Below are 24668 nucleotides of genomic sequence, written 5' to 3'. Positions count from 1 at the left end.
TGCGTATAATCTCGCGCCATGACTCGTACCCGATCCCCTCGTTCTCGTTCCAAACGTCCTTCTGGCGGCCTTCGGCCCTGGCTGGGCTGGGCCATTAAGCTCAGTCTGGTAGGCCTGGTGGTGGTGGCAGGCTTTGCCGTCTACCTCGATGCCATCGTTCAGGAGAAATTCTCCGGCAAGCGCTGGACCATCCCGGCCAAGGTTTATGCCCGGCCGCTGGAGCTGTTCGTCGGCCAGAAACTGAGCAAGAACGACTTCCTTACGGAACTCGATGCGCTGGGCTATCGCCGCGAAAGCGTGGTCAGTGGTCCTGGCGCGGCAGCCGTCAATGGCAACACGGTCGACCTCAACACCCGCGGCTTCCAGTTTTATGAAGGTGCCGAGCAGGCGCAGCCGGTGCGTGTACGCTTCTCTGGCGACTACGTGGCAGAGCTTTCATCGACCAACGGTTCCAAGGTTCCTGTGGTTCGACTTGAACCGCTGCTGATCGGCGGTCTTTACCCTAAAAACCTCGAGGACCGGATCCTGATCAATATCGATCAGGTACCGCCATATTTGCTCGAGACGCTGGTAACCGTTGAAGATCGGGACTTCTACCATCACTTTGGTGTGTCGCCGAAGTCGATTGCGCGCGCCATGTGGGTCAACACGTCGGCCGGCCAAATGCGCCAAGGCGGCAGTACGTTGACCCAGCAGTTGGTCAAGAACTTCTATCTGACCAATGAACGCAGCCTGAGCCGCAAGCTGACCGAAGCAATGATGGCGCTGCTCTTGGAGCTGCACTACGACAAGCGCGAAATTCTTGAGGCCTACCTCAATGAAGTGTTTGTCGGTCAGGACGGACAGCGCGCCGTGCATGGCTTTGGTCTGGCCAGCCAGTTCTTCTTCAGCCAACCGCTGGCAGAACTCAAGCTGCATCAAGTGGCACTGCTGGTAGGTATGGTCAAAGGGCCGTCAGCCTATAACCCTCGCCGCTACCCTGAACGTGCGCTGGTGCGACGCAACCTGGTGCTCGATTTGCTGGAGCAGCAGGGTGTTGCAACGCCTGAACAAGTAGCTGCGGCGAAGAAAATGCCTCTGGGCGTGACCAAGCGCGGCAGTCTGGCGGACAGCTCGTTCCCGGGGTTCCTGGATCTGGTCAAGCGCCAGTTGCGTGAGGATTATCGCGACGAAGACTTGACTGAAGAGGGGCTGCGAATTTTCACCAGCTTCGATCCGATCCTGCAGATGAAGTCTGAAGCCGCAGTCGGTGAGACCTTCAAACGTCTGGCCGGGCGCAAGGGTTCGGATGAAGTGGAAGCCGCGATGGTGGTGACCAACCCGGAAACCGGTGAAGTTCAGGCGCTGATCGGCAGCCGTGCACCTGGCTACGCAGGCTTTAACCGTGCGCTCGATGCTGTACGGCCTATCGGTTCGTTGATCAAGCCTGCGGTCTATCTCACGGCACTTGAACGGCCAAGTCAGTACACGCTGACCAGTTGGCTGTCCGATGAGCCTCTGTCGATCAAAGGTGCTGATGGTCAGGTCTGGAAGCCTCAGAACTATGACCGTCGTTCTCACGGTACGGTTTTCCTCTACCAGTCGATGATGAACTCCTACAACCTCGGCACGGTAAGGCTGGGGCAGGAAGTAGGAGTGCCTAACGTCCTCAAGACTTTGGCCCGACTCGGGGTAGAGCGTCAGTTCCCGGCGTTCCCGTCCATGTTGCTGGGGGCTGGTGCATTGAGCCCGATGGAAGTGGCGACGATGTATCAGACCCTGGCCAACGGCGGCTTCAATACGCCGATGCGCGGAATTCGCAGTGTACTGACAGCAGAAGGTCAGCCGCTGAAGCGTTATCCGTTCCAGATCCAGCAACGTTTCGATCCGGGCTCGATTTTCCTGATCCAGAACGCGATGCAGCATGTGATGCGCGAAGGTACGGGGCGCTCGGTCTATAACGTGCTGCCCAGGAGCCTTGCGTTGGCGGGCAAGACCGGCACCAGCAACGATTCGCGTGACAGCTGGTTCGCAGGGTTTAGCCAGGATTTACTGGCAGTGGTCTGGCTGGGTCGCGACGACAACGGCAAAACCCCCTTTACCGGTGCGACTGGCGCTTTGCAGGTGTGGACCAGCTTCATGAAGAAGGCCGATCCGCTGCCGCTGGATATGCCTCAGCCCGATAACATTGTTCAGGCCTGGATTGACCCCCATACGGGGCAAGGATCTGATGCCAGCTGCCCTGGCGCGGTGCAGATGCCGTATATTCGCGGCAGTGAGCCGCCAGCGGGGGCCAGTTGTGGCGGGCAGGCGCCTGCTTCAGGTGACGCCGTGATGGATTGGGTCAAGGGCTGGTTGAATTAAGCAAAGAGGGTTTGACGTGAATAAGTTGTGGATTGCGGCTGTTTCAGCCCTGGCTTTGCTCAATGGTTGTTCCAGCGTGCCGCAGGGGTCGATCCCTGTGGTCGATTCCGGTGTGCCGGTGTCGAACAACGAACGTATTTCGGCCCAGCGTACCGCGGGTAATTATCCACAGGCTGCTGCGCCGCGGGCTGCACAAGCGCGCACGATTACCGAGGATTCGGGCGTGGTCGTGATGATCCCGGGGGGCGCTGCCAGCGTCTCGACGCCGATCAGCACCCAGCCTTTCACGCCGGGGCCGATTACACCCGGCCCGGCCGCGGCGCCGATCAGCACGGGCAGTTACACACCGAGCAGCACCTACAGCGCCCCGGCGGCGATTACGCCAAGCGGTATTCCGTCCAATAACACGGGTGGCGGTCTGGCTGCCGATGAGCAACTGGATGGTCCGGTGCTGGCGTTGCTCACCACCGCTCAGCAGCAACAGTCGAGCGGTGACTTGAATGGTGCAGCGTCGAGCCTTGAGCGTGCTCAGCGTGTGGCGCCCCGTGAGCCGCAAGTGCTTTACCGTCTGGCGCAAGTGCGCATGGCCCAGGGTGACGCCGCCCAGGCAGAGCAATTTGCCCGCCGTGGTTTGACGTTCGCAAATGGACGTCCGGCTTTGCAGGCAAGCTTGTGGGGTTTGATTGCCCAGGCACGTGACAAGCAAGGTGATGCGGCTGGCGCTGCATTGGCCCGTCAAAAAGCCAAAGTGAGTCTCTGATGGTTATGGATTCACGTACTTCTGAAGTCGCGGGGTACCTGCTGCTGATCGAGCAGGAAATGCGCACCCAGGGGTTATGGAGTGACAGGGTTCCCACCGAGCACGACCTGTCCAGTCTGGAGCCGTTCAGCGTGGACAGGCTGGATTTTGAAGAATGGGTGCAATGGATCTTCTTGCCGAAGATGAAAGTCATTATCGAGCAGGGGCATCCACTGCCCAATGTCTCGGGCATCCGGTACATGGCGGAGCATGTTTTTGGGCAACGCCGTGGGAGTTGGAAACCATTGCTCAAGCATTTTGAAAGTTTTGACCTGCTGATCAGCCCTTCCTCATGAGGCCATGGCTGCCAGATTTTGCTGGCAGCCATTTGTTTTCTTGTCCACTTCTATCATTTGGCGCGTTTTTTTGTGCGTTCTTGTCGATTTATGCGAATAAATTGAATTGATGACTTGACTTGGGCGGGCCTAATGAGAAGAATCAAAGTCCCGCTGTAGAGGGACTGCCAGAAGCAGGCCCTCTCAGCAGATCATGAGGCGCACACCCGCGCCGACCTGTTACACCCGCAACGCGTTACCTCGCGCTGGGTGGGAAAACCCCGCAACATTTGGGGGGCTCCCAATACTTGCTCAGTCAGTGCTGACGTAGTCGGCGACCACCGTCGCTCATGCTCTGCTGAAAAGTAAACCTATTAAGACCCGTTCGCATTTTTGTGGACGGTATTCTGGCGTTTTAGAGGTGAACAACGTGGAGCTTTTATCTGGCGGTGAGATGCTGGTCCGCTTTTTGCGCGACGAAGGTGTCAAATATATCTACGGGTACCCTGGTGGTGCTCTGCTGCATGTCTATGACGCACTGTTCAAAGAACCGGAAGTTACCCACATCCTGGTTCGTCACGAACAGGCTGCAACCCATATGGCTGACGGCTATGCCCGTGCTACCGGTAAAGCCGGTGTAGTACTGGTTACTTCCGGGCCGGGTGCTACCAACGCCATCACGGGTATTGCCACTGCCTACATGGACTCCATTCCGATGGTGATCATTTCCGGTCAGGTGCCTAGCACCATGGTCGGTACCGATGCGTTCCAGGAAACCGACATGATCGGTATCTCCCGGCCCATCGTGAAGCACAGCTTCATGATCAAGCATGCTTCGGAAATCCCGGAGGTCATGAAAAAGGCGTTCTACCTCGCTCAATCCGGTCGTCCTGGCCCGGTTGTGGTCGATATCCCGAAAGACATGACCAACCCTGCCGAGAAGTTTGAATACGTTTTCCCGAAAAAAGCCAAGCTGCGTTCTTATAGCCCGGCCTTGCGTGGCCACTCGGGTCAGATTCGCAAAGCGGCAGAGATGCTTCTGGCAGCCAAGCGTCCTGTGTTGTATGCGGGCGGCGGCGTTATTTTGGGCGGCGGTTCGGCACCGCTGACCGAGTTGGCAAAAATGCTCAACGTGCCGGTGACCAATACGCTGATGGGCCTGGGTGCATACCCTGGCACCGACCGTCAGTTTGTCGGCATGCTCGGTATGCATGGCAGCTTCACGGCCAACATGACCATGCACAACGCAGACGTAATCCTGGCTGTAGGCGCGCGCTTTGATGACCGTGTTATCAACGGCCCTTCCAAGTTCTGCCCGAACGCCAAGATCATCCATATCGATATCGACCCGGCGTCCATCTCCAAGACCATCAAGGCCGACGTGCCGATTGTAGGTCCGGTAGAGAGCGTGCTGACCGAAATGGTCTCCATTCTCAAGGAAATTGGCGAGAAGCCAAACCCGGAAGCGGTTGCCAGCTGGTGGAAGCAGATTGACGAATGGCGCGGTAATGGTGACCTGTTCCCTTATGACAAGGGCGACGGCACCAAGATCAAGCCTCAGGCTGTTATCGAAATGCTCTGCGAAGTGACGAAGGGCGATGCCTATGTAACGTCTGATGTGGGTCAGCACCAGATGTTCGCGGCCCAGTACTATCGCTTCAACAAGCCTAATCGCTGGATCAACTCAGGCGGTTTGGGCACGATGGGCTTCGGCTTTCCCGCTGCAATGGGGGTCAAGCTGAGCTTCCCTGAAGCTGACGTTGCCTGTGTAACAGGCGAGGGCAGCATTCAGATGAATATTCAGGAACTGTCGACTTGTTTGCAGTACGGCTTGCCAGTAAAAATCATCAGCCTGAATAACGGCGTGCTTGGCATGGTGCGTCAGTGGCAAGACATGAACTACGGTAGCCGTCACTCGCACTCCTATATGGAATCGCTGCCTGACTTCGTCAAGTTGGCTGAAGCCTATGGGCATGTGGGAATTCGGATCACTGACCTGAAAGATCTCAAGCCGAAGATGGAAGAAGCCTTTGCCATGAAGGATCGCCTGGTGTTCCTGGATATTCAGGTTGATACCAGTGAGCACGTTTACCCGATGCAGATCAAAGATGGCTCCATGCGCGACATGTGGCTTAGCAAGACGGAGCGTACTTAATCATGCGGCACATTATTTCCTTGCTTCTTGAAAACGAACCGGGCGCCTTGTCTCGCGTTGTCGGGCTTTTTTCGCAACGTAACTACAACATCGAAAGCCTTACCGTGGCACCAACCGAAGACCCGACCTTGTCGCGTTTGACGCTGACCACGGTTGGGCATGATGAAGTCATCGAGCAGATCACCAAGAACCTGAACAAGCTGATCGAAGTGGTCAAACTGGTGGACCTGTCGGAGAGCGCTCATATCGAGCGTGAACTGATGCTGGTCAAGGTCAAGGCAACAGGTGCGCAGCGCGCAGAGATCAAACGCACCACGGATATTTTTCGTGGGCAGATCGTTGATGTCAGTGCCAGCGTGTACACCGTGCAGTTGACAGGTACCAGTGAGAAGCTTGACAGTTTCATTCAGTCGATTGGTACAGCTTCAATCCTGGAAACAGTTCGCAGTGGCGTCACCGGGATTGCCCGTGGCGACAAAGTACTCAGCATCTAAATCTAACAAATGCTAATTGGCCTGAATGGCCTGGATATAAGGGAAAATCATGAAAGTTTATTACGACAAAGACTGCGACCTTTCGATCATCCAGGGCAAAAAAGTAGCCATCATCGGTTACGGCTCCCAGGGTCACGCCCAGGCCTGCAACCTGAAAGACTCCGGCGTTGACGTTACTGTCGGTCTGCGTAAAGGTTCGGCCACTGTCGGCAAGGCTGAGGCTCATGGCCTGAAAGTGACTGACGTTGCCAGCGCTGTTGCTGCTGCTGACCTGGTCATGATTCTGACTCCGGACGAGTTCCAGTCGGCACTGTACCGCGACGAAATCGAGCCGAACATCAAGAAGGGCGCCACACTGGCCTTCTCCCACGGCTTCGCGATCCACTACAACCAGGTTGTGCCGCGTGCCGACCTTGACGTGATCATGATCGCGCCAAAAGCACCGGGTCACACCGTGCGCTCCGAGTTCGTAAAAGGCGGCGGCATTCCCGACCTGATCGCGATCTACCAGGACGCTTCGGGCAACGCCAAAAACGTAGCCTTGTCTTATGCGGCGGGTGTGGGTGGTGGTCGTACTGGTATCATCGAAACCACATTCAAGGACGAAACCGAAACCGACCTGTTCGGCGAGCAGGCTGTTCTGTGCGGCGGTACCGTTGAGCTGGTCAAAGCAGGTTTTGAAACCCTGGTTGAAGCCGGTTACGCGCCAGAAATGGCTTACTTCGAGTGCCTGCACGAGTTGAAGTTGATCGTTGACCTCATGTACGAAGGCGGTATCGCCAACATGAACTACTCGATCTCCAACAACGCTGAGTACGGTGAGTACGTCACCGGGCCTGAAGTGATCAACGCTGAATCCCGTCAGGCAATGCGTAACGCTCTGAAGCGCATTCAGGATGGTGAATACGCGAAGATGTTCATCACCGAAGGTGCTACTGGCTACCCATCGATGACCGCCAAGCGTCGTAACAACGCTGCCCACGGTATCGAAGTCATCGGCGGGCAGCTGCGCTCGATGATGCCTTGGATCGGCGCGAACAAAATCGTAGACCAAGCCAAGAACTAAGTTTTTAGCGTGTAGAAAAAACGCGGCCTAGGCCGCGTTTTTTCGTTTAAGCGGCCGCTTCTGGTATAAAGCGGGATCGTTTGTGGTTGAGTGCTGGCCCCAAACCTCTATCGAAACTTTCCATATCGTTGCAAGGTAATGTCCATGAGCGAACGTCCCGAAGAGCCAAAAGCGGCTTCTGACGCCGATAGCCTGCTGCCTATCGATGAACATGTCGAAGAAGGGCATGACGCTGAAGGCCGAAAAGTCCGGCATCGTGGTATCTATCTGCTGCCGAACCTTTTCACCACCGCGAACCTGTTCGCCGGTTTTTATTCGATTATCAGCTCCATGAGCGCTCAAAGTGCCATGAGTGCAGGTGATGCAGCTGGCGCAAGCAAGTATTTTGCTTTTGCGGCCATCGCGATTTTTATCGCAATGGTGCTGGATGGTCTTGATGGCCGGGTAGCACGCATGACCAATACCGAAAGCGCCTTTGGTGCCGAGTACGACTCCTTGTCGGACATGGTTGCCTTTGGTGTAGCGCCTGCGTTGCTGGCATTTGGTTGGGCGCTGGGTGATATGGGTAAGGTGGGCTGGATGGTTGCCTTCATCTATGTCGCGGGCGCTGCGTTGCGTCTGGCGCGCTTCAATACCCAGGTAGGAAAAGCGGATAAGCGCTATTTCATTGGTCTGGCCAGTCCGGCTGCTGCAGGCGTGGTGGCGGGTATTGTCTGGGCATTCAGTGATTACGGGATCCAGGGGTCGAAAATGTCGTTCCTGGTTGCCTTGCTGGTGGCTGCTGCCGGCATGCTGATGGTCAGCAATATCAAGTACAACAGCTTCAAGGAGCTGGACTTGAAAGGGCGCGTTCCTTTTGTAGCGATCCTGGCTGTTGTGTTGGTGTTTGCTGTTGTGTTCAGCGATCCGCCGCGCATTCTGTTGTTGGCCTTCCTCGCATATGCGGCATCGGGGCCAATTCAGTACTTATTGCGTTTGCGTCGTAACAAAAGCAGCGAGTGATGTAATTTCTCCCATACTCCGTAGTCTATTGGTGCATCAGCCCTCCAATACTGCGGAGTTGTCATGCTCATCAAACTGCCTAAGACGTCCGACTGTAAAGAGTCGGACGTCACGCCTGAATCCTTCTATCTATCCCGTCGTGCATTGCTGGGCAGTTCGCTTGCCGGATTGGCTGTGGGCACGCTTCCGCGATGGGCCAGTGCCGACGATGTGGTGCGTTATACCGATGTTGAACCGGGCAAGGCTCCGTCCTGGTTCACCGACAAACTCCCACAGACCAAGTGGCAAGCCGTCACGGTCAAGGGGGAGGCGATCACACCTTTCAAGGATGCCACGCACTACAACAACTTCTATGAGTTCGGTACTGACAAGGGGGACCCGGCACAGAATGCTGGCGCCCTGAAAACCGAACCTTGGACTGTGGTCGTGGATGGGGAGGTGGGCAAGCCGGGGCGTTATGCCCTCGAAGATTTTATGCAGCCTTATCAGCTGGAAGAGCGGATCTATCGTCTGCGTTGCGTAGAAGCCTGGTCGATGGTGATTCCCTGGTTGGGCTTTCCCATTTCGGCATTGCTCAAGCGGGTAGAGCCTACGTCGAAAGCCAAATACATACGCTTCGAAACGCTGCAGGATCCCAAAGTGATGCCGGGGCAGCGTTCGGGTTTTGCATTAATTGACTGGCCCTATGTCGAGGGGCTGCGTCTGGATGAGGCAATGAATCCGCTGGCCATCCTTGCGGTGGGTATGTATGGGCGCGAATTGCCGAATCAGAATGGTGCGCCGCTACGTTTGGTGGTGCCCTGGAAGTACGGATTCAAAAGTGTAAAGTCCATTGTGCGAATCAGTCTGGTCGAGGAGCAGCCGAAAACCACTTGGCAGAGCATTGCTGCGGATGAATACGGCTTCTATGCAAACGTAAACCCCCAGGTTGATCATCCACGATGGACGCAGGCGCGTGAGCGGCGTTTGCCAAGCGGCCTGTTCAGTCCGAATGTGCGTGATACCCAGATGTTCAACGGTTACGCAGATGAAGTCTCTTCGTTATATACCGGCCTCGATTTGCGGAAGAACTACTGATGAAGCTCCTTCCCTGGCGTGTAGCCGTATTTATAGCAGCGGCTATCTGGCCTTTGCTTTGGCTCTATGAGGCCTGGAGTTCTGCTTTGGGGCCGGACCCGGGAAAGGTCATGGTTGACAGGCTTGGGCTGGGCACGCTGATTCTGCTGTTGGTGACACTCTGCATGACACCCATGCAAAAGCTCACGGGCTGGCCGGGTTGGATTGCCGTGCGCCGCCAAATTGGGTTGTGGTGCTTTGCTTATGTGGTACTGCACCTGTGCGCCTATCTGGCTTTTGTGCTGGGGTTTGACTGGTCGCAACTGGGTGTTGAGTTACGCAAGCGCCCCTACATTATTGTCGGCAGTCTGGGGTTCCTGTGTTTGCTGGCGCTGGCGGTGACGTCAAATCGTTATAGTCAGCGGCGCTTGGGTGCGCGCTGGAAGAAGCTCCACCGTCTGGTATATGTGGTTGTGGGGTTGGGGCTGCTGCATATGCTCTGGATTGTGCGGGCGGATCTCAAGGAATGGTCTGTTTATGCCTGTATAGGTGTGTGCCTGTTGTTGGTGCGCATACCGCTGTTCAAGAGTCGAATTCCCCGGCTATATAAGAAGAAAACGGTAACGGTCACTTAAACCGAAATTAACCCTTGACTCTGATTCCTGACGGCCTATAATTCGCGCCTCTTCCGGCACAGTAGAAACGGAAAACTCCTTGAGTTTCAATGAGTTGGATCGGTTTTCAAGAGTGCCAGCTTCAAGTCATCGAAGCAGGAAATGAGGTGTTGACAGCAGCGTGTAACGCTGTAGAATTCGCCTCCCGCTAACGAGAGATCGAAAGCGCAAGTGGTTGATGTTACAGAGGAAACTTTGAAAACATCTTAAAATAACCGCTTGACAGCAACAGAGGCTGCTGTAGAATACGCGCCTCGGTTCAGCGAAAGCTAAACCAACCGCTCTTTAACAACTGAATCAAGCAATTCGTGTGGGTGCTTGTGGAGTCAGACTGATAGTCAACAAGATTATCAGCATCACAAGTTACTCCGCGAGAAATCAAAGATGTAACCAACGATTGCTGAGCCAAGTTTAGGGTTTCTTAAAAACCCAAAGATGTTTGAACTGAAGAGTTTGATCATGGCTCAGATTGAACGCTGGCGGCAGGCCTAACACATGCAAGTCGAGCGGTAGAGAGGTGCTTGCACCTCTTGAGAGCGGCGGACGGGTGAGTAATATCTAGGAATCTGCCTGGTAGTGGGGGATAACGTTCGGAAACGGACGCTAATACCGCATACGTCCTACGGGAGAAAGCAGGGGACCTTCGGGCCTTGCGCTATCAGATGAGCCTAGATCGGATTAGCTAGTTGGTGAGGTAATGGCTCACCAAGGCTACGATCCGTAACTGGTCTGAGAGGATGATCAGTCACACTGGAACTGAGACACGGTCCAGACTCCTACGGGAGGCAGCAGTGGGGAATATTGGACAATGGGCGAAAGCCTGATCCAGCCATGCCGCGTGTGTGAAGAAGGTCTTCGGATTGTAAAGCACTTTAAGTTGGGAGGAAGGGCAGTTACCTAATACGTGATTGTCTTGACGTTACCGACAGAATAAGCACCGGCTAACTCTGTGCCAGCAGCCGCGGTAATACAGAGGGTGCAAGCGTTAATCGGAATTACTGGGCGTAAAGCGCGCGTAGGTGGTTTGTTAAGTTGAATGTGAAATCCCCGGGCTCAACCTGGGAACTGCATCCAAAACTGGCAAGCTAGAGTATGGTAGAGGGTAGTGGAATTTCCTGTGTAGCGGTGAAATGCGTAGATATAGGAAGGAACACCAGTGGCGAAGGCGACTACCTGGACTGATACTGACACTGAGGTGCGAAAGCGTGGGGAGCAAACAGGATTAGATACCCTGGTAGTCCACGCCGTAAACGATGTCAACTAGCCGTTGGGAGTCTTGAACTCTTAGTGGCGCAGCTAACGCATTAAGTTGACCGCCTGGGGAGTACGGCCGCAAGGTTAAAACTCAAATGAATTGACGGGGGCCCGCACAAGCGGTGGAGCATGTGGTTTAATTCGAAGCAACGCGAAGAACCTTACCAGGCCTTGACATCCAATGAACTTTCTAGAGATAGATTGGTGCCTTCGGGAACATTGAGACAGGTGCTGCATGGCTGTCGTCAGCTCGTGTCGTGAGATGTTGGGTTAAGTCCCGTAACGAGCGCAACCCTTGTCCTTAGTTACCAGCACGTAATGGTGGGCACTCTAAGGAGACTGCCGGTGACAAACCGGAGGAAGGTGGGGATGACGTCAAGTCATCATGGCCCTTACGGCCTGGGCTACACACGTGCTACAATGGTCGGTACAAAGGGTTGCCAAGCCGCGAGGTGGAGCTAATCCCATAAAACCGATCGTAGTCCGGATCGCAGTCTGCAACTCGACTGCGTGAAGTCGGAATCGCTAGTAATCGTGAATCAGAATGTCACGGTGAATACGTTCCCGGGCCTTGTACACACCGCCCGTCACACCATGGGAGTGGGTTGCACCAGAAGTAGCTAGTCTAACCCTCGGGAGGACGGTTACCACGGTGTGATTCATGACTGGGGTGAAGTCGTAACAAGGTAGCCGTAGGGGAACCTGCGGCTGGATCACCTCCTTAATCGACGACATCAGCTGCTCCATAAGTTCCCACACGAATTGCTTGATTCATTGTAGAAGACGATAACTGCAGAGTCGATCTGTGGTTTTTCTGTCGTAAAGCTTAGAAATGAGCATTCCATCAAACGATGGTGAATGTTGATTTCTGATCTTTTGATTAGATCGTTCTTTAAAAATTTGGGTATGTAATAGAAAGTTAGACTGGATAACACTTTCACTGGTGTTTATTCAGGCTAAGGTAAAATTTGTGAACGTTCTTAATTGAACATGCGAATTTTCGGCGAATGTCGTCTTCATAGTATAACCAGATTGCTTGGGGTTATATGGTCAAGTGAAGAAGCGCATACGGTGGATGCCTTGGCAGTCAGAGGCGATGAAAGACGTGGTAGCCTGCGAAAAGCTTCGGGGAGTCGGCAAACAGACTTTGATCCGGAGATGTCTGAATGGGGGAACCCACCTAACCTAAGTTAGGTATCTTAAGCTGAATACATAGGCTTAAGAAGCGAACCAGGGGAACTGAAACATCTAAGTACCCTGAGGAAAAGAAATCAACCGAGATTCCCTTAGTAGTGGCGAGCGAACGGGGACCAGCCCTTAAGCTGTATTGATGTTAGCGGAACGCTCTGGAAAGTGCGGCCATAGTGGGTGATAGCCCTGTACGCGAAAACATCTTTACAGTGAAATCGAGTAGGACGGAGCACGAGAAACTTTGTCTGAATATGGGGGGACCATCCTCCAAGGCTAAATACTACTGACTGACCGATAGTGAACTAGTACCGTGAGGGAAAGGCGAAAAGAACCCCGGAGAGGGGAGTGAAATAGATCCTGAAACCGTATGCGTACAAGCAGTGGGAGCCCACTTTGTTGGGTGACTGCGTACCTTTTGTATAATGGGTCAGCGACTTATTTTCAGTGGCAAGCTTAACCGAATAGGGGAGGCGTAGCGAAAGCGAGTCTTAATAGGGCGTCTAGTCGCTGGGAATAGACCCGAAACCGGGCGATCTATCCATGGGCAGGTTGAAGGTTGGGTAACACTAACTGGAGGACCGAACCGACTACCGTTGAAAAGTTAGCGGATGACCTGTGGATCGGAGTGAAAGGCTAATCAAGCTCGGAGATAGCTGGTTCTCCTCGAAAGCTATTTAGGTAGCGCCTCATGTATCACTGTAGGGGGTAGAGCACTGTTTCGGCTAGGGGGCCATCCCGGCTTACCAAACCGATGCAAACTCCGAATACCTACAAGTGCCGAGCATGGGAGACACACGGCGGGTGCTAACGTCCGTCGTGAAAAGGGAAACAACCCAGACCGTCAGCTAAGGTCCCAAAGTTATGGTTAAGTGGGAAACGATGTGGGAAGGCTTAGACAGCTAGGAGGTTGGCTTAGAAGCAGCCACCCTTTAAAGAAAGCGTAATAGCTCACTAGTCGAGTCGGCCTGCGCGGAAGATTTAACGGGGCTCAAACCATACACCGAAGCTACGGGTATCACTTAGGTGATGCGGTAGAGGAGCGTTCTGTAAGCCTGTGAAGGTGAGTTGAGAAGCTTGCTGGAGGTATCAGAAGTGCGAATGCTGACATGAGTAACGATAATGGGTGTGAAAAACACCCACGCCGAAAGACCAAGGTTTCCTGCGCAACGTTAATCGACGCAGGGTTAGTCGGTCCCTAAGGCGAGGCTGAAAAGCGTAGTCGATGGAAAACAGGTTAATATTCCTGTACTTCTGGTTATTGCGATGGAGGGACGGAGAAGGCTAGGCCAGCTTGGCGTTGGTTGTCCAAGTTTAAGGTGGTAGGCTGGAATCTTAGGTAAATCCGGGATTCTAAGGCCGAGAGCTGATGACGAGTTGTCTTTTAGACAACGAAGTGGTTGATGCCATGCTTCCAAGAAAAGCTTCTAAGCTTCAGGTAACCAGGAACCGTACCCCAAACCGACACAGGTGGTTGGGTAGAGAATACCAAGGCGCTTGAGAGAACTCGGGTGAAGGAACTAGGCAAAATGGCACCGTAACTTCGGGAGAAGGTGCGCCGGTGAGGGTGAAGCATTTACTGCGTAAGCCCATGCCGGTCGAAGATACCAGGCCGCTGCGACTGTTTATTAAAAACACAGCACTCTGCAAACACGAAAGTGGACGTATAGGGTGTGACGCCTGCCCGGTGCCGGAAGGTTAATTGATGGGGTTAGCTAACGCGAAGCTCTTGATCGAAGCCCCGGTAAACGGCGGCCGTAACTATAACGGTCCTAAGGTAGCGAAATTCCTTGTCGGGTAAGTTCCGACCTGCACGAATGGCGTAACGATGGCGGCGCTGTCTCCACCCGAGACTCAGTGAAATTGAAATCGCTGTGAAGATGCAGTGTATCCGCGGCTAGACGGAAAGACCCCGTGAACCTTTACTATAGCTTTGCACTGGACTTTGAATTTGCTTGTGTAGGATAGGTGGGAGGCTTTGAAGTGTGGACGCCAGTCTGCATGGAGCCAACCTTGAAATACCACCCTGGCAACTTTGAGGTTCTAACTCAGGTCCGTTATCCGGATCGAGGACAGTGTATGGTGGGTAGTTTGACTGGGGCGGTCTCCTCCTAAAGAGTAACGGAGGAGTACGAAGGTGCGCTCAGACCGGTCGGAAATCGGTCGTAGAGTATAAAGGCAAAAGCGCGCTTGACTGCGAGACAGACACGTCGAGCAGGTACGAAAGTAGGTCTTAGTGATCCGGTGGTTCTGTATGGAAGGGCCATCGCTCAACGGATAAAAGGTACTCCGGGGATAACAGGCTGATACCGCCCAAGAGTTCATATCGACGGCGGTGTTTGGCACCTCGATGTCGGCTCATCACATCCTGGGGCTGAAGCCGGTCCCAAGGGTATGGCTGTTCGCCATTTAAAGTGGTACGCGAGCTGGGTTTAGAACGTCGTGAGACAGTTCGGTCCCTATCTGCCGTGGACGTTTGAGATTTGAGAGGGGCTGCTCCTAGTACGAGAGGACCGGAGTGGACGAACCTCTGGTGTTCCGGTTGTCACGCCAGTGGCATTGCCGGGTAGCTATGTTCGGGAAAGATAACCGCTGAAAGCATCTAAGCGGGAAACTTGCCTCAAGATGAGATCTCACTGGAACCTTGAGTTCCCTAAAGGGCCGTCGAAGACTACGACGTTGATAGGTTGGGTGTGTAAGCGCTGTGAGGCGTTGAGCTAACCAATACTAATTGCCCGTGAGGCTTGACCATATAACACCCAAGCAATTTGCGTCGAAGAGACCAGATTGCGGTGTGTGAAGACGATACAAACCGAAAGTTTGCGACTCACAAAACACCACTCTATTACATACCCATTCGCTGGAGCGTGAACCGAAAGGTAAACGACCTGGCTACCGAATTTCTTGACGACCATAGAGCATTGGAACCACCTGATCCCATCCCGAACTCAGTAGTGAAACGATGCATCGCCGATGGTAGTGTGGGGTTTCCCCATGTGAGAGTAGGTCATCGTCAAGATTAAATTCCAAAATCCCTGTCTGCTCGCGCAGACGGGGATTTTGTTTTTGTATAAGTACAAGCTTTGTAAAAAGCCTGTGCTGTTAATCAGGCCATTTGCCTGGCTAACACCTCGATTATCTCAATCGAAAGAAGCAGGAAATAAGGTGTTGACAGCAGCGTGTAACGCTGTAGAATTCGCCTCCCGCTAACGAGAGATCGAAAGCGCAAGTGGTTGATGTTACAGGGGAAACTTTGAAAACATCTTAAAATAACCGCTTGACAGCAACAGAGGCTGCTGTAGAATACGCGCCTCGGTTCAGCGAAAGCTAAACCAACCGCTCTTTAACAACTGAATCAAGCAATTCGTGTGGGTGCTTGTGGAGTCAGACTGATAGTCAACAAGATTATCAGCATCACAAGTTACTCCGCGAGAAATCAAAGATGTAACCAACGATTGCTGAGCCAAGTTTAGGGTTTCTTAAAAACCCAAAGATGTTTGAACTGAAGAGTTTGATCATGGCTCAGATTGAACGCTGGCGGCAGGCCTAACACATGCAAGTCGAGCGGTAGAGAGGTGCTTGCACCTCTTGAGAGCGGCGGACGGGTGAGTAATATCTAGGAATCTGCCTGGTAGTGGGGGATAACGTTCGGAAACGGACGCTAATACCGCATACGTCCTACGGGAGAAAGCAGGGGACCTTCGGGCCTTGCGCTATCAGATGAGCCTAGATCGGATTAGCTAGTTGGTGAGGTAATGGCTCACCAAGGCTACGATCCGTAACTGGTCTGAGAGGATGATCAGTCACACTGGAACTGAGACACGGTCCAGACTCCTACGGGAGGCAGCAGTGGGGAATATTGGACAATGGGCGAAAGCCTGATCCAGCCATGCCGCGTGTGTGAAGAAGGTCTTCGGATTGTAAAGCACTTTAAGTTGGGAGGAAGGGCATTAACCTAATACGTTAGTGTCTTGACGTTACCGACAGAATAAGCACCGGCTAACTCTGTGCCAGCAGCCGCGGTAATACAGAGGGTGCAAGCGTTAATCGGAATTACTGGGCGTAAAGCGCGCGTAGGTGGTTTGTTAAGTTGAATGTGAAATCCCCGGGCTCAACCTGGGAACTGCATCCAAAACTGGCAAGCTAGAGTATGGTAGAGGGTAGTGGAATTTCCTGTGTAGCGGTGAAATGCGTAGATATAGGAAGGAACACCAGTGGCGAAGGCGACTACCTGGACTGATACTGACACTGAGGTGCGAAAGCGTGGGGAGCAAACAGGATTAGATACCCTGGTAGTCCACGCCGTAAACGATGTCAACTAGCCGTTGGGAGTCTTGAACTCTTAGTGGCGCAGCTAACGCATTAAGTTGACCGCCTGGGGAGTACGGCCGCAAGGTTAAAACTCAAATGAATTGACGGGGGCCCGCACAAGCGGTGGAGCATGTGGTTTAATTCGAAGCAACGCGAAGAACCTTACCAGGCCTTGACATCCAATGAACTTTCTAGAGATAGATTGGTGCCTTCGGGAACATTGAGACAGGTGCTGCATGGCTGTCGTCAGCTCGTGTCGTGAGATGTTGGGTTAAGTCCCGTAACGAGCGCAACCCTTGTCCTTAGTTACCAGCACGTAATGGTGGGCACTCTAAGGAGACTGCCGGTGACAAACCGGAGGAAGGTGGGGATGACGTCAAGTCATCATGGCCCTTACGGCCTGGGCTACACACGTGCTACAATGGTCGGTACAAAGGGTTGCCAAGCCGCGAGGTGGAGCTAATCCCATAAAACCGATCGTAGTCCGGATCGCAGTCTGCAACTCGACTGCGTGAAGTCGGAATCGCTAGTAATCGTGAATCAGAATGTCACGGTGAATACGTTCCCGGGCCTTGTACACACCGCCCGTCACACCATGGGAGTGGGTTGCACCAGAAGTAGCTAGTCTAACCCTCGGGAGGACGGTTACCACGGTGTGATTCATGACTGGGGTGAAGTCGTAACAAGGTAGCCGTAGGGGAACCTGCGGCTGGATCACCTCCTTAATCGACGACATCAGCTGCTCCATAAGTTCCCACACGAATTGCTTGATTCATTGTAGAAGACGATAACTGCAGAGTCGATCTGTGGTTTTTCTGTCGTAAAGCTTAGAAATGAGCATTCCATCAAACGATGGTGAATGTTGATTTCTGATCTTTTGATTAGATCGTTCTTTAAAAATTTGGGTATGTAATAGAAAGTTAGACTGGATAACACTTTCACTGGTGTTTATTCAGGCTAAGGTAAAATTTGTGAACGTTCTTAATTGAACATGCGAATTTTCGGCGAATGTCGTCTTCATAGTATAACCAGATTGCTTGGGGTTATATGGTCAAGTGAAGAAGCGCATACGGTGGATGCCTTGGCAGTCAGAGGCGATGAAAGACGTGGTAGCCTGCGAAAAGCTTCGGGGAGTCGGCAAACAGACTTTGATCCGGAGATGTCTGAATGGGGGAACCCACCTAACATAAGTTAGGTATCTTAAGCTGAATACATAGGCTTAAGAAGCGAACCAGGGGAACTGAAACATCTAAGTACCCTGAGGAAAAGAAATCAACCGAGATTCCCTTAGTAGTGGCGAGCGAACGGGGACCAGCCCTTAAGCTGTATTGATGTTAGCGGAACGCTCTGGAAAGTGCGGCCATAGTGGGTGATAGCCCTGTACGCGAAAACATCTTTACAGTGAAATCGAGTAGGACGGAGCACGAGAAACTTTGTCTGAATATGGGGGGACCATCCTCCAAGGCTAAATACTACTGACTGACCGATAGTGAACTAGTACCGTGAGGGAAAGGCGAAAAGAACCCCGGAGAGGGGAGTGAAATAGATCCTGAAACCGTATGCGTACAAGCAGTGGGAGCCCACTTTGTTGGGTGACTGCGTACCTTTTGTATAATGGGTCAGCGACTTATTTTCAGTGGCAAGCTTAACCGAATAGGGGAGGCGTAGCGAAAGCGAGTCTTAATAGGGCGTCTAGTCGCTGGGAATAGACCCGAAACCGGGCGATCTATCCATGGGCAGGTTGAAGGTTGGGTAACACTAACTGGAGGACCGAACCGACTACCGTTGAAAAGTTAGCGGATGACCTGTGGATCGGAGTGAAAGGCTAATCAAGCTCGGAGATAGCTGGTTCTCCTCGAAAGCTATTTAGGTAGCGCCTCATGTATCACTGTAGGGGGTAGAGCACTGTTTCGGCTAGGGGGCCATCCCGGCTTACCAAACCGATGCAAACTCCGAATACCTACAAGTGCCGAGCATGGGAGACACACGGCGGGTGCTAACGTCCGTCGTGAAAAGGGAAACAACCCAGACCGTCAGCTAAGGTCCCAAAGTTATGGTTAAGTGGGAAACGATGTGGGAAGGCTTAGACAGCTAGGAGGTTGGCTTAGAAGCAGCCACCCTTTAAAGAAAGCGTAATAGCTCACTAGTCGAGTCGGCCTGCGCGGAAGATTTAACGGGGCTCAAACCATACACCGAAGCTACGGGTATCACTTAGGTGATGCGGTAGAGGAGCGTTCTGTAAGCCTGTGAAGGTGAGTTGAGAAGCTTGCTGGAGGTATCAGAAGTGCGAATGCTGACATGAGTAACGATAATGGGTGTGAAAAACACCCACGCCGAAAGACCAAGGTTTCCTGCGCAACGTTAATCGACGCAGGGTTAGTCGGTCCCTAAGGCGAGGCTGAAAAGCGTAGTCGATGGAAAACAGGTTAATATTCCTGTACTTCTGGTTATTGCGATGGAGGGACGGAGAAGGCTAGGCCAGCTTGGCGTTGGTTGTCCAAGTTTAAGGTGGTAGGCTGGAATCTTAGGTAAATCCGGGATTCTAAGGCCGAGAGCTGATGACGAGTTGTCTTTTAGACAACGAAGTGGTTGATGCCATGCTTCCAAGAAAAGCTTCTAAGCTTCAGGTAACCAGGAACCGTACCCCAAACCGACACAGGTGGTTGGGTAGAGAATACCAAGGCGCTTGAGAGAACTCGGGTGAAGGAACTAGGCAAAATGGCACCGTAACTTCGGGAGAAGGTGCGCCGGTGAGGGTGAAGCATTTACTGCGTAAGCCCATGCCGGTCGAAGATACCAGGCCGCTGCGACTGTTTATTAAAAACACAGCACTCTGCAAACACGAAAGTGGACGTATAGGGTGTGACGCCTGCCCGGTGCCGGAAGGTTAATTGATGGGGTTAGCTAACGCGAAGCTCTTGATCGAAGCCCCGGTAAACGGCGGCCGTAACTATAACGGTCCTAAGGTAGCGAAATTCCTTGTCGGGTAAGTTCCGACCTGCACGAATGGCGTAACGATGGCGGCGCTGTCTCCACCCGAGACTCAGTGAAATTGAAATCGCTGTGAAGATGCAGTGTATCCGCGGCTAGACGGAAAGACCCCGTGAACCTTTACTATAGCTTTGCACTGGACTTTGAATTTGCTTGTGTAGGATAGGTGGGAGGCTTTGAAGTGTGGACGCCAGTCTGCATGGAGCCAACCTTGAAATACCACCCTGGCAACTTTGAGGTTCTAACTCAGGTCCGTTATCCGGATCGAGGACAGTGTATGGTGGGTAGTTTGACTGGGGCGGTCTCCTCCTAAAGAGTAACGGAGGAGTACGAAGGTGCGCTCAGACCGGTCGGAAATCGGTCGTAGAGTATAAAGGCAAAAGCGCGCTTGACTGCGAGACAGACACGTCGAGCAGGTACGAAAGTAGGTCTTAGTGATCCGGTGGTTCTGTATGGAAGGGCCATCGCTCAACGGATAAAAGGTACTCCGGGGATAACAGGCTGATACCGCCCAAGAGTTCATATCGACGGCGGTGTTTGGCACCTCGATGTCGGCTCATCACATCCTGGGGCTGAAGCCGGTCCCAAGGGTATGGCTGTTCGCCATTTAAAGTGGTACGCGAGCTGGGTTTAGAACGTCGTGAGACAGTTCGGTCCCTATCTGCCGTGGACGTTTGAGATTTGAGAGGGGCTGCTCCTAGTACGAGAGGACCGGAGTGGACGAACCTCTGGTGTTCCGGTTGTCACGCCAGTGGCATTGCCGGGTAGCTATGTTCGGGAAAGATAACCGCTGAAAGCATCTAAGCGGGAAACTTGCCTCAAGATGAGATCTCACTGGAACCTTGAGTTCCCTAAAGGGCCGTCGAAGACTACGACGTTGATAGGTTGGGTGTGTAAGCGCTGTGAGGCGTTGAGCTAACCAATACTAATTGCCCGTGAGGCTTGACCATATAACACCCAAGCAATTTGCGTCGAAGAGACCAGATTGCGGTGCGTGAAGACGATACAAACCGAAAGTTTGCGACTCACAAAACACCCTTCTATTACATACCCATTCGCTGGAGCGTGAACCGAAAGGTGAACGACCTGGCTACCGAATTTCTTGACGACCATAGAGCATTGGAACCACCTGATCCCATCCCGAACTCAGTAGTGAAACGATGCATCGCCGATGGTAGTGTGGGGTTTCCCCATGTGAGAGTAGGTCATCGTCAAGATTAAATTCCAAACCCCCTGTCTGCTAACGCAGACAGGGGGTTTGTTTTTGTGCCGAGAAAAGTACCGCCCAGCTTGGCGCGACAAGCGAAACGTCCTCGACCTTATCGCCATAGCTCCCTACGCTGTTGGCGTGCAGCTAAAGTCCTACAAATAGGCACAGTTATTTTGTAGTCCGCACACTAGAATAGGTGCAGTCATTTCCTGAGCCAGAGACTCCATTTATGCCAGATCCGGTTGACCCCCTCAGGGTGTCAGAAATACCGCTGGACGAGTTAGTGGCCTGTCATGAGTGCGATCTGCTGATGCGCAAGCCTCATCTCGCTCTCGGTGAGAAAGCCCAATGCCCGCGCTGCGGTTACGAACTCTATGCTCATCGCGACAAGGTGGTTGAGCGCAGCCTTGCGCTTGTGATCGCCGCATTGTTGCTCTACATACCGGCGAACTTTTTGCCCATCATGCAACTCAATCTACTGGGCCAGGCGTCGCAAGACACGGTCTGGACTGGTGTGGTCGGCTTGTTCAACACGGGTATGCAGGGCATTGCCGTAGTTGTCTTCCTGTGCAGTATGGGAATCCCACTGCTCAAGTTGCTCTGCCAGCTCGTGGTGCTACTGAGTATTCGCTGGAATATTGGGCGCAGCTACGGGTTGCTGATCTACCGTATTTATCACCACTTGCGCGATTGGGGCATGCTTGAGGTGTACCTGATGGGGGTGCTGGTGGCGATTGTGAAGTTGTCCGACCTGGCTGAGCTGAGCCTTGGGCTGGGTTTGACCTGTTTTGTCAGCTTGTTGCTGGCACAGGTCTGGTTGGAGGTTGTGATGTCGCCTCACCAGATTTGGCAAGCGCTGTCCGGGGAGGATATTCATGCGGGCGATTGATGCGGGCATTTTGATTTGTGGCGAGTGCCACGAGTTGAACAGGCAGGACCCCGAAACTGACGAGCAAACCTGTACTCGTTGTGGAGCTCTGGTCCATGCACGGCGCCCCGACAGCCTGATGCGTACCTGGGCATTGCTGCTAACCTCAGCCATTCTCTATATCCCGGCCAACCTGCTGCCGATCATGACGATCAACTCTTTGGGCCAAGGCTCTCCGAGTACCATCATGGCGGGTGTTATCGAGCTGGTGCAGCACGGCATGTTCCCGATTGCGGCTGTGGTGTTTGTGGCGAGTATTTTGGTGCCAACCTTCAAGCTGGTAGGTATTGCCTTGCTGTTGTTTTCGGTACAGCGCCGTCAGCCCCTGTCTGCGCGGCAACGGATCATCATGTACCGATTTATTGAGTTCATTGGCCGTTGGTCAATGTTGGATATCTTCGTCATCGCTATTTTAGTGGCGGTGGTGAATTTTGGACGCATAGCCAGTATCGAGGCCAATCTAGGCGCGGTGGCCTTTGCCAGTGTGGTGATATTGACGATGCTTGCAGCTGTAACTTTTGATCCCCGACTTATTTGGGATAATACGGAGTCGGACGACGACCATGAGTGATTTGCCTACCGCTAAAACCCGCCCGGCTTCCAATTGGTCGGCAATCTGGATCCTCCCGCTTATAGCACTGGTCATTGGCGGCTGGCTGGGATGGCGTGCCTACAGTGAAACCGGCATCGATATTCAGGTGCGATTTGAGAGTGGCGAAGGCATCGTCGCCAACAAGACCGAAGTGGTTTACAAAGGCATGCCTGTGGGCAAGGTCAAGACTCTGGCCCTGGATGAGGACGGCCCAAGCAAGGGGGTGATTGCCACGGTCGAGATGGATAAAGACGTCGAGCAATACCTCAAGACCAATACCCGTTTCTGGCTGGTTAAGCCGAGCGTGTCTTTGGCCGGTATCACCGGTCTCGAAACCCTGGTTTCCGGGAACTACATTGCGGTCAGCCCGGCCGATGGCGAGCCTGTGCGCAAGTTCAAGGCCCTGTCGCAAGAGCCTCCCCTGTCTGATGCCGTGCCTGGCCTGCACCTGACGCTCAAGGCTGACCGTCTCGGCTCGCTGAACCGTGGCAGCCCGGTGTTCTACAAGCAGATACAAGTTGGCCAGATCAAGAGCTATGTGCTTTCCGAGGACCAAAGCACCGTCGAGATCAAAGTCTTTATCGAGCCGACCTACGCCAATCTGGTGCGCAAACACACGCGTTTCTGGAATGCCAGCGGCATCAGCATCGACGCCAACCTCTCGGGCGTGAAACTGCGCAGTGAATCGCTGGCCAGCATCGTTGCCGGTGGTATTGCATTCGCTACCCCCGAAAACCGCAAAGACAGTCCGCCCACCGACTCGAACCTGCCGTTCCGTCTTTATGAAGACTTCGATGCTGCTCAGGCGGGGATCAAGGTAAAAGTCAAACTCAGTGACTTTGAAGGCCTGCAGGCCGGTCGTACGCCGGTCATGTACAAAGGCATCCAGGTCGGTAGCCTAAAGGGCCTGAAGGTTGACGCGGACCTGACCAGTGCCAGCGCTGAGCTGACCCTCGACCCGCTGGCTGAAGACTACCTGGTGCAAGGTACTCAGTTCTGGGTGGTCAAACCGTCGATCTCGCTGGCCGGTATCACCGGGCTGGAAGCCTTGGTTAAAGGTAACTACATTGCGGTTCGCCCGGGTGACAAGGGCAGCACCCCAGAACGTGAGTTCGTGGCCCGCCCCAAAGCGCCGCCGCTGGATCTGCGCTCGCCGGGCCTGCACATGGTGCTTTTCACCGAGAACCTGGGCTCTCTGGATGTCGGCAGCCCGATTCTGTACAAGCAGGTCAAAGTCGGTTCGGTTCAGAGTTACCAGTTCTCTCGCACCAAGAAGCAGTTGGTCATCGGTGTGCATATTGAGAAGGAGTACGAAAACCTGGTCAATGGCTCGACCCGTTTCTGGAACGCCAGCGGTATTACGCTGACCGGTGGCTTGACCGGTGGGATCCAGGTCAAGAGTGAGTCCCTGCAAAGCCTGATGGCCGGCGGGATTGCTTTTGAAACACCCGAAGCCACGGCCCCGTTGCAGAAACGTATCCCGCGTTTCCGCTTGTTTACCGATCGCGATGCCGCAATGCAGCAGGGGGTGGCCATTACGATCAAGGTGCCTCGTGCCGATGGGCTGCGTGACGGGACACCGATTCGTTTCAAGGGGCTGGATGTCGGCAAGATCGAAAGCGTCGATCTGAGCGAAGATCTGCAGTCGGTCTTGCTCAAGGCGCGGATCACCGAAGTGCCTGAGCGGATTGCGCGGGTCGGCAGTCAATTCTGGGTGGTCAAGCCCGAGCTTGGGCTGATGAAAACGGCGAACCTCGAAACCCTGGTCACAGGCCAGTACCTCGAAGTGCAACCTGCCAGCAAACAACTGGGTCGGCAAACCAGCTTTGTTGCGCTGGACCAGGCACCGGACTCTATTGCACCTCAGTCCGGGCTGAGCCTGGTATTGAGCGCTGCCCGTCGAGGCTCACTCAAAGAGGGTGTGCCGGTAACCTACCGTGAAGTCACTGTGGGCAAGGTGACGGGGTATGAGCTGGGCAGCACCGCTGATCGCGTACTGGTGCATATCCTGATCGAACCGCGTTACGCGCCATTGGTGCGCAGCGGCAGCCGTTTCTGGAACACCAGCGGTTTCGGCGTCGACTTCGGGTTGTTCAAAGGCGCAACGATTCGTACCGAGTCGCTCGAAACCCTGGTTCAGGGCGGCATCGCCTTCGCCACGCCGGATGATGACAAGATGGGTAATCAGGCCCGTCCTGAGCAAACCTTCCCGCTCTTCGACAAGTTTGAAGACGAATGGCTGCTATGGGCGCCGAAGATCCCGTTAGGTAAATAAATCGTACAAAAAAAGGCCGCGATCAATGATCGCGGCCTTTTTTTATGCGCCAGAT

12 protein-coding genes and 6 rRNA genes are annotated in these 24668 nt (G+C 53.6%); all 18 read left to right on the top strand.

Annotated elements, in window-relative coordinates; genetic code table 11:
• The first annotated feature begins 18 nt into the window (after positions 1 to 18).
• The 18 genes from mrcB (at position 19) to BLW11_RS00345 (ending at position 24613) form a co-directional block, all read left to right on the top strand.
• A complete protein-coding gene (mrcB, locus tag BLW11_RS00435; protein WP_048362160.1) occupies positions 19 to 2343 on the top strand; it encodes a penicillin-binding protein 1B in 2325 nt (774 codons plus the stop codon).
• A gap of 16 nt (positions 2344 to 2359) precedes the next feature.
• Entirely contained in the window at positions 2360 to 3103 is a 744-nt protein-coding gene (locus BLW11_RS00430) for a tetratricopeptide repeat protein (protein ID WP_048362161.1), read from the top strand.
• Positions 3104 to 3108: 5 nt separating this feature from the next.
• A complete protein-coding gene (locus BLW11_RS00425) occupies positions 3109 to 3438 on the top strand; it encodes a YqcC family protein (RefSeq protein WP_048362172.1) in 330 nt (109 codons plus the stop codon).
• Between the two features lie 409 nt (positions 3439 to 3847).
• Positions 3848 to 5572, top strand: a complete 1725-nt coding sequence (locus BLW11_RS00420) for an acetolactate synthase 3 large subunit (protein WP_048362173.1) — start codon at positions 3848 to 3850, stop codon at positions 5570 to 5572.
• Positions 5573 to 5574: 2 nt separating this feature from the next.
• Positions 5575 to 6066, top strand: coding sequence for an acetolactate synthase small subunit (ilvN, locus tag BLW11_RS00415; RefSeq protein ID WP_016783407.1), 492 nt, complete (start codon positions 5575 to 5577; stop codon positions 6064 to 6066).
• Between the two features lie 49 nt (positions 6067 to 6115).
• Positions 6116 to 7132, top strand: a complete 1017-nt coding sequence (gene ilvC / locus BLW11_RS00410; protein WP_048362162.1) for a ketol-acid reductoisomerase — start codon at positions 6116 to 6118, stop codon at positions 7130 to 7132.
• A gap of 144 nt (positions 7133 to 7276) precedes the next feature.
• Complete coding sequence (gene pssA / locus BLW11_RS00405) at positions 7277 to 8134, top strand: CDP-diacylglycerol--serine O-phosphatidyltransferase (protein WP_048362163.1); 858 nt, start codon at positions 7277 to 7279, stop codon at positions 8132 to 8134.
• A gap of 63 nt (positions 8135 to 8197) precedes the next feature.
• Entirely contained in the window at positions 8198 to 9211 is a 1014-nt protein-coding gene (msrP, locus tag BLW11_RS00400; protein ID WP_048362164.1) for a protein-methionine-sulfoxide reductase catalytic subunit MsrP, read from the top strand.
• Positions 9211 to 9825, top strand: coding sequence for a protein-methionine-sulfoxide reductase heme-binding subunit MsrQ (gene msrQ, locus BLW11_RS00395; RefSeq protein WP_048362165.1), 615 nt, complete (start codon positions 9211 to 9213; stop codon positions 9823 to 9825). Before msrP ends, msrQ begins: the two co-directional genes overlap by 1 nt.
• A gap of 480 nt (positions 9826 to 10305) precedes the next feature.
• Positions 10306 to 11842, top strand: a 16S ribosomal RNA gene (locus BLW11_RS00385).
• A gap of 324 nt (positions 11843 to 12166) precedes the next feature.
• A 23S ribosomal RNA gene (locus tag BLW11_RS00380) occupies positions 12167 to 15058 on the top strand.
• Positions 15059 to 15209: 151 nt separating this feature from the next.
• A 5S ribosomal RNA gene (rrf, locus tag BLW11_RS00375) occupies positions 15210 to 15325 on the top strand.
• A 480-nt stretch (positions 15326 to 15805) separates the two neighbouring features.
• Positions 15806 to 17342, top strand: a 16S ribosomal RNA gene (locus BLW11_RS00370).
• A gap of 324 nt (positions 17343 to 17666) precedes the next feature.
• Positions 17667 to 20558, top strand: a 23S ribosomal RNA gene (locus BLW11_RS00365).
• A 151-nt stretch (positions 20559 to 20709) separates the two neighbouring features.
• Positions 20710 to 20825 (top strand): 5S ribosomal RNA (gene rrf / locus BLW11_RS00360).
• Together the 16S, 23S and 5S rRNA genes form the textbook arrangement of a ribosomal RNA operon.
• Positions 20826 to 21047: 222 nt before the next feature.
• Positions 21048 to 21707: a paraquat-inducible protein A gene (locus BLW11_RS00355; RefSeq protein WP_048360174.1), complete on the top strand. Its 660-nt coding sequence runs from the start codon at positions 21048 to 21050 to the stop codon at positions 21705 to 21707.
• Positions 21694 to 22317, top strand: a complete 624-nt coding sequence (locus tag BLW11_RS00350) for a paraquat-inducible protein A (RefSeq protein WP_048360173.1) — start codon at positions 21694 to 21696, stop codon at positions 22315 to 22317. Before BLW11_RS00355 ends, BLW11_RS00350 begins: the two co-directional genes overlap by 14 nt.
• A complete protein-coding gene (locus tag BLW11_RS00345) occupies positions 22310 to 24613 on the top strand; it encodes a PqiB family protein (RefSeq protein WP_048360172.1) in 2304 nt (767 codons plus the stop codon). Before BLW11_RS00350 ends, BLW11_RS00345 begins: the two co-directional genes overlap by 8 nt.
• Positions 24614 to 24668 lie beyond the last annotated feature (55 nt).

Origin of the sequence: Pseudomonas deceptionensis (assembly GCF_900106095.1) — a bacterium.
Lineage (GTDB): Bacteria > Pseudomonadota > Gammaproteobacteria > Pseudomonadales > Pseudomonadaceae > Aquipseudomonas > Aquipseudomonas deceptionensis.
This window is presented reverse-complemented; position numbering and strand designations above follow the sequence as displayed.

Excerpts from the sequence above, each read along its gene's own strand:
- ilvC (WP_048362162.1), top strand. The coding sequence starts at position 6,116 with ATGAAAGTTTATTACGACAAAGACTGCGACCTTTCGATCATCCAGGGC.
- msrP (WP_048362164.1), top strand. The coding sequence starts at position 8,198 with ATGCTCATCAAACTGCCTAAGACGTCCGACTGTAAAGAGTCGGACGTC.
- mrcB (WP_048362160.1), top strand. The coding sequence starts at position 19 with ATGACTCGTACCCGATCCCCTCGTTCTCGTTCCAAACGTCCTTCTGGC.
- BLW11_RS00350 (WP_048360173.1), top strand. The coding sequence starts at position 21,694 with ATGCGGGCGATTGATGCGGGCATTTTGATTTGTGGCGAGTGCCACGAG.
- BLW11_RS00345 (WP_048360172.1), top strand. The coding sequence starts at position 22,310 with ATGAGTGATTTGCCTACCGCTAAAACCCGCCCGGCTTCCAATTGGTCG.
- ilvN (WP_016783407.1), top strand. The coding sequence starts at position 5,575 with ATGCGGCACATTATTTCCTTGCTTCTTGAAAACGAACCGGGCGCCTTG.
- BLW11_RS00425 (WP_048362172.1), top strand. The coding sequence starts at position 3,109 with ATGGATTCACGTACTTCTGAAGTCGCGGGGTACCTGCTGCTGATCGAG.
- msrQ (WP_048362165.1), top strand. The coding sequence starts at position 9,211 with ATGAAGCTCCTTCCCTGGCGTGTAGCCGTATTTATAGCAGCGGCTATC.
- BLW11_RS00355 (WP_048360174.1), top strand. The coding sequence starts at position 21,048 with ATGCCAGATCCGGTTGACCCCCTCAGGGTGTCAGAAATACCGCTGGAC.
- pssA (WP_048362163.1), top strand. The coding sequence starts at position 7,277 with ATGAGCGAACGTCCCGAAGAGCCAAAAGCGGCTTCTGACGCCGATAGC.